A 12,657-nucleotide genomic window follows, 5' to 3' on the forward strand; every position below is an offset into this window, starting at 1 on the left:
TCAACTAGGAGTGATAGAAATGTCAGAGGAGCATCTCTTTTCCATTAGCGAGCTGGCAGCGATGTTTGATATCAGCTCAAGGACGATTCGCTACTATGAAGAGATTGGCATGCTTTCTTCGGAAACACGTGAAAGTTTAACGAAGCAGCGCAAGTATACGAACCAGGAACGGAGAAGGCTGAAAATGATCCTCCGCGGAAAAAAGCTGGGCTTCAGCCTGCAGGAAATCAAAGAAATGATTGATCTTTACGAAACGAATCCAGAAGGAGTGGAGGAGAAAAAGCGAATCATCGAATATGCGGACCGCAAGCTGCACGAAATCAACGAACAAATTTCTGAGCTGCAAATTTTACGTGACGAAATCCTTTCCTATAAGGAACGATATCTTCATTCAAAGGAGTTGGAATAATGGGAACAACTGTCCATGGAGTACTTGAGAGAAATGCAAGAAAATACCCGGAAAAAGAGGCCTTTATCACCGCTTCTAATCGCCTGACCTACGCCGAGATGAATAACACCTGCAATCAGCTCGCCAGGCTCCTGCAGGCCCAGGGTGTTCACCAAGGTGATAAGGTGGCGGTAATGTCGCGGAACAACGAACATTATTTTTATGCCTTTTTTTCATTAATGAAGCTTGGGGCGATTCCCATGCCGCTCAACATCCGGCTGACGCCCACGGAACTAGCGGCGATCCTGAAAGAGGTTGATGCGGCCGGCATTTTTTACGAGGAAGAATTGCAGGCAAATGTCCAAGCAACAAAGGAGCTGCTTCCGCTTCCCCATGTTATCTCGATTCAACAGGCGGCGGCGCTGGCCGCGAGTTTTTCTGCGGATAATTTGGATTTGCCGATTGATTCTCGGGATGTTTGCGAAATCTTATTTACCTCCGGAACAACCGGCACTCCCAAAGGGGCCGTGTTCAATCATGAACGGATTTTGGCGGTTGCCACTGCTGTTTCGGTTAATTTTGGTTTGTCCAATCAAGATAGGATGCTGACGCTTATGCCGCTGTCGCATTCGGCACCGATCAATACCTTTTTCATGAGCGGCCTGTACTGTGGCTGTTCTCATGTCATTGGCGATTTTGCACCCAAGACATTTTTACAGCTGATTCAGCAGGAAAAAACCACCTTTTCCTTTGCGGCGCCGATTGCCTATTTGCTTTCTTCGCAAGACCCGGAGATTGACCAATACGACTTATCAAGCATGCGTGTGTTTGCTTACGGTGGCGGCCCGCTGGCACTGGCTTCCTACGAGCGGGTCAAGAAGGCTTTTAAAAATGACAATTTTTATCAGGTATATGGTTTAACGGAGGCCGGTCCGAACGGCACACTCCTGTATCCCCATGAACATCTTACAAAATCAGGAAGCATCGGCAAGTATCCAACCGTCAATATGGAGCTGAAGGTGGTTCGTCCGGACGACAGCGAGACAGCTGCAAACGAATATGGGGAGATTATTTTAGCGGGCGACAGTTTGATGCTTGAATATTATCAAAAGCCAGAGGAAACGGCGGCGGCGATCAAGGGCGGCTGGCTGTATACCGGAGATATTGCTTACAGGGACGAGGACGGCTATGTCTACATTGTCGACCGCAAAAAGGATGTGATTATTTCCGGCGGGGTCAATATTTATCCGCGGGAAATCGAGGAAGTATTAGCGAAACATGAGGCTGTCTCTGAATCGTGTGTGGTCGGGATCCCTCATCCGGAATGGGGCGAAACTGTCAAAGCGGTTGTTGTTACTAAAGGTACGGTGACAGAAGCGGAACTGCGCGCCTTTGTCAGCGCCTATTTAGCCGATTATAAGTGTCCACGGCTGTATTCGTTCGTCGAGGAACTGCCGCGGAACGCCAGTGGAAAAATCTTAAAGCAGCAGGTAAAACAACTGAACTAATCTTTGCCATCCTGCACCTGCTTAGAAAAGAGCCGCCAAATAAGAGTTTATGTCGGAGGATATATCCCAAAAGGAAATTGAAAAATGAGCTTTTGGGATCTAGCCTCTTCATTTTGTTGGTTTTTAATACCGGGGAAAATTCCACATTATGCCCTCTACTTATCCGAAACTATGATTATTTCTACTGTTCAGGCACCTAGACTGCTTCTACTTGACCAAAACTTTGATTATATCCACTGTTCGGGCACCTAGACTGCTTCTAAGCGACCGGAACTATGAAACTTTCAGCCGCATGAGTTCGAGGTCAGGCCGACTCTATTAAACCTAATCATACAAAAGAGGCAATCCAAATGGTGTCAGGCACCTTCCTCTTCGCCTTTTGGGTAAACGACAAGTCATGATTGTCTTGCTTAGGTATGTCGATCAGCCCTGCTATGATGAAGGGTCCCTGCTTAACAGCGAGAAAGGCTTTTTTCATCATTGCACACAAAAAAGTGACAATTTTTTGAAATTAACTAAATCAGTTTGATAAGGGCGTTTCTGTCAGATAATATTAATTTGTTATCTTATTTTAAAAAAGATTAGGGATTTGGCAGAATACCATAGGGGGCATGCCGACAATGAATCATACTAAACAAGCTTCAAAGGTTTTCGAAGATCTTGAGCTGGTGAAAAAAGAAGTTGTACTAGATGTAGATGGATTTAAAGACCTTCCGAATCAATTAATGATCATTCAATTAAGCAAGCGGGATTTAGCCATTGCCAAAGTCATTCAGCCATTTTTCGAACAACACATGGAAATGATTGTCAGCGAGTATTACACGCAAATTCAAAAGGAAAAATCTTTAGAGCAGATTATTTGGAAAAATAGTACGGTTGATCGCCTGAAAGGAACGCTGAAAAAGCATCTTTACGAACTATTTTCGGGGGTCATTGATAGAAAATTTGTTACCCGGCGAAATCGGATTGCTCATATCCACCTCGTGATCGGGCTGCATACAAAATGGTACATGGCAGCTTTTCAAAGTCTGTTTCAATCCTTTGCAGAAATATTGCAGCAAAATATTGAAGACAAAGATGAACTGATGGAGGCCATCAATGTTGTATCCAAACTACTTAACCTTGAGCAGCAGCTGGTGTTGGAAGCTTATCAAGAAGAGATGGAACGAATGAAGCGGGAAGAACAAGAGAAGAAACAAATCCGGGAACGGGTATTAACAACTGTTGAAAACTTATCTTCTTTTGTTCAGCATACGAACGCCTCGGTAGCTTCTTTAACCGAAAAGACGACTCATTTGGTGAAGCTGGCGACATCAGGGGTATCATCGGCAAATCAAGTTCAAGAAAAGTCGGTCCAAGGGAAAACAGAAATTGATGACCAACAAATAGCCATGACCAATATTTTAGTCAATACCAATGCGATTACTGATGAAATTAAGATTTTGCAGGAAAATTCTCAAAAAATCACTGAAATCGTCCAGATTGTCAAGAAAATTGCCGACCAAACCAACCTATTGGCCTTAAATGCTGCCATCGAATCAGCCAGAGCCGGCGACCAAGGGAGAGGATTCGCGGTCGTTGCCAATGAGGTGAAAAAATTGGCAGAGCGAACGAAAGCTTCTGTTACCGATGTGAACGAATTAATTCACAAAAATCATACTCAGGTTGAAAAATTAACCACCATGATTGTCCAGGTAAATAATTTAATTCAAGCCGGCTCCAAAAAAATGAACGACATCGCATCATTCTTTACCAAAATTGTCGACGAGGTGGAGGGCAGCAAGACACAAAGCAAAGATATCGAAACCGAGCTGGAATCATTTGCTTACTATTTTGGCGAAATCAATCAGGCCATAAGCCAACTTTCCGAAACAACAAGCAGCTTAGCGCAAATCGTTCATGACTTATAAGGCTCATACAGCATGATATGTGAAATTTGAGTGCAGAAAAGGGTTAGCTTAAATCGTTCAGACCATGTAATTATTAGTTAGGATCAAGATTTGTCTTTTTTACTTTTGTGATACCTAGCGAGTAATAAAAAAAGATATTGCTGCCTTTGAAAACCAGTTAAGTGTCCTTCATCCTTGCTATGAAGGACATTTCTACCTTTAAAGACCACTTAAATGTCCTTCATTGGAGGTTAGTCTAAACAGTGGACACGTTCAATTGGCGGGAGACATGCTCCTATTGGCGTTTGTCGCTTCTCTATTGGCGATAGCTCTTCTCCTATTGGCGCGTGGCCAGCTTCAATTGGCGAGAACCCTACTCCTATTGGCGGTAGCCTGCCCCATTTGGCGGATAGCTTACCTTAATTAGTGGATCCCCTCCACTTTCAAACAGCTACTTAATTTCCCATACTAAAAATTTGCCATTACTCACTATTTTTGCTACAATAACTGACGAACGTTCGTTAAATTTGAGGTGTTATGATTGAAAAGTGATGAAATTAAAGAAGCTGCACTAAAATATTTCACATTGCATGGCTATGAGGGAGCATCCCTTGCGCAAATCGCTGAGGAAGTCGGGATGAAAAAGCAATCGATTTACGCCCATTTTAAGGGTAAGGATGATCTTTTTCTGCAGGTTTTGCGTGATGCCAAGGAGACGGAACTGTCTACCAAGCTCCAATATTTTGGTAATGTTGATGCACAACATCCGGAAACAGATTTATATGGATTTCTCCAATTAATTATTCATCTTTTTCAACGAAATGAGCAGTTGAAGTTTTGGCTGCGGATGACTTTTTTTCCGCCGGCACATCTGGAGGAAGAAATTGAGAAAGAAGTCCTCGATATCGAAGAGCAGGTGCAGGCAGTCCTGGAGAGTAAATTTCAAGATTGGCTCGATGCCGGAGCAGTAGTCGGAGATACGGCAAGAACCCTGACTTATGCCTTCCTCGGCGTAGTCGATTCGATTATGCTGGAGCTTGTCTACGGTAATGACGAGAACCGGCTGACGGAAAAATTAGAAGCTTCTTGGGCCGTTTTTTGGCGGGGCATTTCCCAGCGTTAATTTTTACACAAAAGAGGTGTTGTATGAAAAAGACAATAAAAGAACAAAAGATGGTTTTTATCATTCTTCTAAGCAATATATTCATTGCCTTTCTAGGGATTGGCCTGATTGTCCCGGTGATGCCGTCGTTTATGAATATTATGCATTTGTCAGGGAGCACCATGGGCTATCTCGTTGCCGTCTTTTCTGTGGCACAGCTGCTGATATCGCCGCTCGCGGGTCGCTGGGTTGACCGTTACGGCAGAAAAATGATGATCCTGATCGGCTTATTTCTTTTTGGAGCTTCAGAGCTTCTCTTTGGTTTAGGTAATACTGTGTGGGTGCTTTATTTTTCAAGGGTAGTTGGAGGGTTTAGCGCTGCCTTTATTATGCCGGGGGTAACTGCCTATGTGGCGGATATTACCTCCCTTCACGAACGGCCGAAAGCAATGGGCTATCTTTCAGCTGCCATTAGCACCGGCTTTATTATCGGGCCTGGTATCGGCGGGTTTATCGCGGAATACGGGGTGCGCGTGCCCTTCTTCTTTGCGGCGGTGATTGCCTTTTTCGCCTGTTTCTTATCGATCTTTATTTTGAAAGAGCCGCTGACAAAAGAGCAGCTTGCGGAAATTTCGGCGACCGCAAAACAAACCAATTTTTTGAAGGATATCAAACGGTCCCTTCACCCGCTTTACCTTATTGCGTTTATGATTGTCTTTGTGCTGGCGATTGGGCTATCATCCTATGAAACTATTTTTAGCCTGTTTTCCGCCGAAAAGTTCGGCTTTACCCCTAAAGATATCGCTGCTATTGTGACGATCAGCTCGATCTTCGGGGTGGTCGTGCAGGTGTTTATGTTTGGGCAAATGGTCGACCTGCTTGGTGAAAAGAAGCTGATCCAAATTTGCTTAGTTATAGGGGTCATTTTGGCGGTTGTATCCACTGTGATCTCAGGTTTTTGGACTGTGCTGGCGGTAACAAGCTTTATTTTCCTCGCCTTTGATTTGATGCGGCCGGCATTGACGACCATTCTATCGAAAGCCGCCGGAAAAGAACAAGGATTTGTCGCCGGCATGAACTCAACCTACACGAGCTTAGGCAATATCGTCGGCCCGGCATTGGGCGGGATCTTGTTTGACATCAATATCCACTATCCTTATCTTTTTGCCGCTGTCGTTCTGGCCGTTGGTCTCAGTATTACGGTTATGTGGAAGGAAAAACTATTATCAGAGAGCTTGGCGGAATAATCACAGATATCTGGCTGTCTGCTAAAAAGAGGGGTAGCTCCCGCTGATCATAACGGGAGCTGCCCCTTCGCTTATTTTACGACGATCACATTTTATGTTGCTTTGACCAGGCTTTATTTCCGACAACTAATGTGACAACGACTACATTTTTAGAAACACTGACGTATTTTTGCAGAATATGCCAAGTCCAGACTAAAAGCTTAGAGAGAATAAGGAAGCTTTCAATTCTAGTAAATCAGCACTTGCAATACCAGCATTCCTCCACCAAAAACTAGAACAAAAAGGACAACTGGCCAAACGAATCTAAACCAATGAGAATACCTCATATTCAACATTTGTAAAGTTGCCATTACTAATCCAGTCGGTGCCAAGAAGAGCATAGCATACTGTCCAAATTGATAAGCAGTAACAACCACAAACCGCGGGATCCCCACCGTGTCAGCTAAAGGAGCAAGGATCGGCATCGAAAGAACAGCTAATCCAGAAGACGACGGAACAATAAATCCAAGAACAAAGAAGATCATTAACATAACCAGAATAAAAATTGGCCCACTTACATGCGAAACAAGAGAGGATGAAAATTGAAGGATCGTATCAGAAATCAAACCTTCATTCATCACGAGATTAATCCCTCGAGCAAGACCAATAATTAAGGAAACACCCACTAAACTCGATGCACCATTGACAAACGCATCGACTACACCTTTCTCGCCTATACCGTTTTTCCCTGTAGCCGTTAAGAACATAATGATAATAGCAAATACTAAGAATGAAGCAGCCATGGTAGGAAACCACCAGCCCGCAGCCATAACGCCCCATACCATAAGCGGGAATCCTGCGACAAACAATGTTAAAATCAATTTTTTACGCCCTGTAAACGCAGAATCTTGGTTGCCTTCAGAAGATGCTACAGACCACATTTTATTGAATTCATCACGGTCTTCATAAGAATAAGAGAACGTAGGATTCGCTTTCACTTTTTTAGAATACCAACGTAAATAAAGGACTACAAAAATCGTTGCGACAACTAACCCAGCAATTCGCCAAGTAAGACCTTCAGTGAAATTTATACCCGCAGCATTCGATGCAATGACCACGGAAAAAGGATTAATTGTAGAAAATGCGGTACCAACAGAACTTGCTAAGAATATGGCACCTACACAAACGATGGAATCATAGCCCATCGCTAAAAACACAGGAACTAAAATCGGATAAAATGCTACGGCTTCTTCCTCGATACCGCATAAAGTTCCACCTATAACCATTAAAATAGAGACGAAGAATATTAAGAGAAACTCATGTCCCTTCGTTTTTTTCGTCAAAGCTATAAGACCGGATTCAAACGAACCACTCGCCTTGACAACACCGATCAAGCCGCCTAAAACAAAAATAAATACCATAACATCAACAGCTTCAATTGTCCCGCGAACCATACTGTCTGTTATCGCTCCAGGGCCTGCAGGCTTTTGTTCTAATCTTTGATAGGTGTTTGGAACAGAGACTGGTTTCGTTATTGCTCCCGAAGTAAACTGTTTGATGTTAATCTTAACACCAAGTTTGTCAAGCTCTGCTTGCGTACTAGGGAGGCTTTTGACATCTCCATTAGGATCAGTAATTGTCAATTTAGAACTAGATGGATCATAAAATAACTTGGAATAAGACCCTGCTGGAATCGCCCATGTCGCGATTACAGCAACAATTGTTAAGAAAAACAGGATGACAAATGCTCCGGGCATTCTTAATTTAAACTTCTTTTTTGGACGCTTTTCTGTGCTGGAATCTACATTGTTCATAAAGTCATCTGTGTTTTTTGCAACGCTTACATTATTCATAAGCTCATCTCCTCTGCAGTATCGTCTAAAAGGTTTCGCAAATTGTTCATTGCTTGTTCCTCCTTTCACTTCTATAATCAAAGTGTATTTGGAGGCTTCAAAAAACCTCAAAAAGATTCGACAAGTTTTTATGAGGAGGGATTTTTTATTCCGTTTTTTTCTCGCAACATTAATCAAGATAAAATCAAGAGAATAAGCGTTGCTGCCACTTGTATTGCGTTAGCGGCACAAATTAATATACCGTTTTTTGTGGATGGCTTCATTTTGACCCTGGCCGTCATCTTATTACCCGTTTTTTTATATTTTAATGATGATCTCAATCCGATCCCATTAACACTTGGAATTGCATTTGCTTCACCTTTTTTCCGAGGACTTCTGCTTTTTATAACCAATAATTATGCCATCGAAACAATTGCACAGTATATATTTACCGATATTGCTTTTTATATTTGTTACGGATGTATGTACTATTTTTTATACTGGCATCGTGCCTATCGCAATGATAGTTCTTTCTTTTTTACTATTGTGCTCTGTGATTATGTTTCTAATATTTTGGAAGTTAGTCTGCTGTTGAATTTTTCAAATTACAGTCTCCATTTATTTAAAATCTTGTTTTTAGTAGCGTTGCTACGCAGTCTTATTAGCTGCTTTATTGCCTTTTTGTATCATTACTTTACGCTTATGATTCGAAAAAAGAGTCATGAGCAGCGGTATTATAACTTTTTATGGTCAGTTTCGGCCGTTAAAAGTGAAGTATATTTTATGAATAAGAATATTAACGAAATTGAAAGAATCATGAAAAATGCTTATTTACTCAATAAAGAGCTTTGTATTGAAAACCCTTCCAGCAAAAATGGAAGTATTGCGTTAGATATTGCCAGAGATGTACATGAAGTAAAGAAAGATTATCAAAACGTGATCAAAGGGCTGGGGAGTTATTTTGAAGTAGAAAATGACTCATTTATGCGTTTAAGCGACATCCTAAAAATCGTCCTAATGCATTCACGCAGTCTTATTAGAGAAAGAGAACTGGATATTTTGATTACGGTCAAGAACCAAATTGACCTGCAAATAAATAATCATTACTACTTGGTTTCGATCTTGTCGAATATTATTGCCAATAGCATTGATGCAATCGGAAATCAACATGGAGGCTCTATCACCGTGATTGTCAAGGATCAGGGAGAGCAGTTGCTGATAAGTATTGCTGACAACGGTCCTGGTATTCCTTCAGAGATTAAAGATATGATCTTTCAACCGGGTTTTTCTACTAAATTTAATCAACGTACGGGAGATGTTTATCGGGGGATTGGCTTGTCACACGTTAAAATTATTGTGACCGAACAATTCGGCGGGAATATAGAAGTTGTGTCTGAAGAAGGAAAAGGAACGATTTTCTTTTTAACGTTGAGCAAGGAAAAACTAACGATGGAGGAACAGTCATGAATTTTTATATTATTGACGATGATCTTTCAGTCACGATGATCTTGCGAAGAATCGTGGAAGAAGACATGAGCAATCGGGTAGTTGGAACATCGGTATCGCCTAAAGACGCCTTAAATGAACTGATGTTACTCGATGTTGATATTGTATTAGTCGATTTGTTGATGCCCGAACTAAACGGGATTGCCTTAGTGGAGGCACTTGGCAAGACCAAACCTGAGTTGAAATTTATTATGATTTCACAAGTACGAGATAGTGAATTGCGAGAAGATGCTTATAAAGCTGGAATCGAATTTTTTATCGATAAACCCATCAATATTATTGAAGTTCGGACCATCGTTGATCGCGTAAAACAAAGTATATTGATGGAACAAAAACTGAAAAAAATTCAAAACTTATTAGGATCCTCTTCAGAAAGCTTTACAGATTTACATTCAAATCATTTTAATGAAACAAAAAAGAAGGTACGATCTATTCTGGGGTTTTTAGGAATAACTTCGGAAGCGGGTTCGGCTGATATCTTAAATATTTGCCAAGTGATGATCGAACAAAATATCTCTTTTAACTCGATCAATTTCGATCAACATTTTGCTCTAGACCCTCATGAAAAGAAAATTATTTTTCAGCGGGTTAGACGAGCGATAAAAAAGGGTATGGTAAATCTTGCTAATCTGTGCCAGGATGATTTTGAAAATGAATTAACGATGGAGTATGCTAACACGCTCTATGGGTATAAGGATATCCACAAAGAGATTCTCTTCTTGCAAGGAAAATCATCAACCGGAGGCAAAGTGTCTCTCAAGCAATTTTTTGATGGCTTAGTCATGCAAGCCAATAATTAATTATAGTTAATGGAGATATTTTGAGAAAAAGTGTAGATATTGCCATAATGAGTGTAGATACCCCGAAAAGGGCACCCACAACAGCGGGTGCCCTTCCTTCATTATTGTATAATGACGGTTCCGGTTTTTCCTTGGAGTGCGTCTTTTGCTTTGTTAAGTGAAGTGACAATTGACTTTCTGCCCATTTTGGATTTTGCAAATTGCATCGCTGCTTTTACTTTTGGTAACATCGAGCCAGGGGCAAAATGTCCTTCTTCAATATACTTGTGTGCTTCTTCTAATGTGATGCTAGCAAGGTTCTTTTGGTTCGGTTTGTTAAAGTTAATGGCAATTTGTTCTACCGCTGTTAAGATGACCAGTTCGTCGGCATCAAGCAGTTCGGCAAGTTTTTCAGATGCTAAGTCTTTATCGATAACCGCAGCTACGCCTTCGAGGGTGCCATCTTCTTTTTCAATGACAGGCACACCGCCGCCGCCAACGGTGATGACCACATGGCCGGCATCTACCATTGTTTTAATAATCTTTTCTTCTACCACCGCAATTGGGGCTGGGGAGGCCACTACTCTTCGATAGCCGCGACCGGCATCTTCCTTCATCACATAGCCTTTTTCTTCTTGAAGCTTCATAGCTTGTTCTTGTGAAAAGAAGGAACCAACAGGTTTGGTAGGATTTTTAAACCCAGGGTCGTTAGGATCTACAACCACTTGAGTGATGATCGAGGCCACGTCGCGTTGGATGCCTCTTGCCCTCATTTCTTCCCTGATTGCCTGTTGCAGGTGATAGCCAATATAGCCTTCACTCATGGCACCGCACTCTGGAAATGGCATCACCGGTTTGCCGTCATCGATTGTGTTGGCCGCTTCGTACGTTGCCACGATCTGACCTACTTGCGGGCCGTTTCCATGGGCAACAATGACTTCATGTCCTTCCTCGATTAAATCAACAATTGGTTTTGCTGTTTCTTTACAAGTGAAAAGCTGTGCTTCCGCTGATGTATCTTTTGGATTGGCCTGAAGCGCATTTCCTCCAAGCGCTATTACAATTCTTGACATATTTCGACTCCTCTTTCTATCAATCTTCTGCAAATTGGGCATAATATAAAGGCTGGCGGATAAACCCCAACCTTTATATTAAAATTCTAAAATTATACAGTTACTGCTCTGGCAGTCTTCATTGTGCATAATCTTAAATTATAGAGTTGCCACCATAACTGCTTTAATGGTGTGCATTCTGTTTTCTGCTTCATCGAAGACAACGGAGTGTTTGCCTCTGAATACTTCATCGGTTACTTCTCTGATATCAAGACCCATTGTGTCTTTTCCATTCTTGGCTACCTTCGTTTCGAAGTCATGGAAGGATGGTAAGCAGTGCATGAAGATCACATCTGGGTTTTCAGTTGCCTCGATCATATCCTCGTTCACTCTGAATGGAGTAAGAAGCTCTACACGCTGAGCGAGCTGGTCTTCTTCGCCCATTGATGCCCAAATATCAGTGTAGAGAACGTCTGCGCCTTTAATCGCTTCAATGTTGTCAGATACTTCAATGATGGCGCCAGTTTCTTTGGCAACGATCTGAGCCTTTTCGATGATTTCTGGTGATGGGTGCAATTCCTTTGGTCCGTAGGCCACAAAGTGCATGCCCATTTTGGCACAGCCATACATCCAGGCATAGGCCATATTGTTTCGGGTATCCCCCACAAAGACTACTTTTGTCTTGTTTAATGGTTTTGCCACATGTTCTTCGATGGTCAGCATGTCTGCTAGGATTTGTGTTGGGTGATCCACATCGGTTAAACCATTCCATACCGGAACTCCTGAGTGTTTGGCTAAATCCTCGACTACCTTTTGGTCATAGCCGCGGTATTCAATGCCATCATAGAAACGGCCAAGAACCTTTGCTGTATCTTCAAGCGATTCCTTTTTCCCCATTTGGGAGCTGTTGGAATCAAGGAATGTAACACGTGCGCCTTCATCCAATGCGGCCACTTCGAAGGCACATCTTGTTCTGGTTGATGTCTTTTCAAATAACAGCACAATATTTTTCCCTCTGAGGACATCATTGTAAATTCCGGCACGTTTCTTTGCTTTTAAATCATGTGACAAATCAAGCAGATATCTGATTTCCTCCGGTGTGAAATCCATTAAGGTTAAGAAACTTTTTCCTTTTAAATTTACTGGCATTGTAAAAATTCCTCCTCTAGATCCATAGATATATATTTTAACCATGCAGATTTACATGGGTATTACACAATTTAGAAACGTCCCATATGCTCCGTCAGTATCATAATGAGAGTTAGAAACCAGCAAATCTCTCGTCATAGCTTTCTTTTGCGCGTTAGCGTATGTTTCCTTCGTAACGGCTAATTTTTACAGAATACAAGGCACAGAGAAAATATGGAACCAAATC

10 protein-coding genes are annotated in these 12,657 nt (G+C 41.9%); 7 read left to right on the forward strand and 3 right to left on the reverse strand.

Annotated elements, in window-relative coordinates; translation table 11 throughout:
- The first annotated feature begins 19 nt into the window (after window positions 1–19).
- The 5 genes from JK635_RS13795 (at window position 20) to JK635_RS13815 (ending at window position 6,134) form a co-directional block, all read left to right on the forward strand.
- Window positions 20–409, forward strand: coding sequence for a MerR family DNA-binding protein (locus JK635_RS13795; protein ID WP_202654543.1), 390 nt, complete (start codon window positions 20–22; stop codon window positions 407–409).
- The gene (locus JK635_RS13800) at window positions 409–1,896 is read left to right on the forward strand and encodes a class I adenylate-forming enzyme family protein (protein ID WP_202654544.1); all 1,488 of its coding nucleotides are present in this window, start codon (window positions 409–411) and stop codon (window positions 1,894–1,896) included. Before JK635_RS13795 ends, JK635_RS13800 begins: the two co-directional genes overlap by 1 nt.
- Before the next feature lie 620 nt (window positions 1,897–2,516).
- On the forward strand, window positions 2,517–3,806 hold the full coding sequence (locus JK635_RS13805) for a globin-coupled sensor protein (RefSeq protein WP_202654545.1): 1,290 nt from the start codon (window positions 2,517–2,519) through the stop codon (window positions 3,804–3,806).
- Between the two features lie 520 nt (window positions 3,807–4,326).
- A complete protein-coding gene (locus tag JK635_RS13810) occupies window positions 4,327–4,908 on the forward strand; it encodes a TetR/AcrR family transcriptional regulator (RefSeq protein ID WP_202654546.1) in 582 nt (193 codons plus the stop codon).
- A 23-nt stretch (window positions 4,909–4,931) separates the two neighbouring features.
- Entirely contained in the window at window positions 4,932–6,134 is a 1,203-nt protein-coding gene (locus JK635_RS13815; RefSeq protein WP_202654547.1) for an MFS transporter, read from the forward strand.
- Window positions 6,135–6,361: 227 nt separating this feature from the next.
- On the opposite strand, the gene JK635_RS13820 is transcribed toward JK635_RS13815, so the two are convergent.
- Window positions 6,362–7,927 (reverse strand): YfcC family protein, encoded by a 1,566-nt coding sequence (locus tag JK635_RS13820; RefSeq protein ID WP_202654654.1) that lies wholly within the window; start codon window positions 7,925–7,927, stop codon window positions 6,362–6,364.
- Window positions 7,928–8,230: 303 nt separating this feature from the next.
- Here JK635_RS13820 and JK635_RS13825 point away from each other — a divergent pair, with 303 nt between their 5' ends.
- Together JK635_RS13825 and JK635_RS13830 are read left to right on the forward strand one after the other, a co-directional pair.
- Window positions 8,231–9,412, forward strand: coding sequence for a sensor histidine kinase (locus JK635_RS13825; protein ID WP_202654548.1), 1,182 nt, complete (start codon window positions 8,231–8,233; stop codon window positions 9,410–9,412).
- Window positions 9,409–10,251 (forward strand): DNA-binding domain-containing protein, encoded by an 843-nt coding sequence (locus JK635_RS13830; RefSeq protein WP_202654549.1) that lies wholly within the window; start codon window positions 9,409–9,411, stop codon window positions 10,249–10,251. The genes JK635_RS13825 and JK635_RS13830 overlap by 4 nt, the downstream gene beginning before the upstream one ends.
- A gap of 101 nt (window positions 10,252–10,352) precedes the next feature.
- Here JK635_RS13830 and arcC read toward each other — a convergent pair whose 3' ends face one another.
- Window positions 10,353–11,303, reverse strand: a complete 951-nt coding sequence (gene arcC / locus JK635_RS13835) for a carbamate kinase (RefSeq protein WP_202654550.1) — start codon at window positions 11,301–11,303, stop codon at window positions 10,353–10,355.
- A 138-nt stretch (window positions 11,304–11,441) separates the two neighbouring features.
- Complete coding sequence (gene argF, locus JK635_RS13840) at window positions 11,442–12,431, reverse strand: ornithine carbamoyltransferase (protein WP_202654551.1); 990 nt, start codon at window positions 12,429–12,431, stop codon at window positions 11,442–11,444.
- Window positions 12,432–12,657: the final 226 nt, after the last annotated feature.

This window comes from Neobacillus paridis, assembly GCF_016765675.1.
In the GTDB taxonomy this organism is placed as follows: domain Bacteria; phylum Bacillota; class Bacilli; order Bacillales; family Cytobacillaceae; genus Neobacillus; species Neobacillus paridis.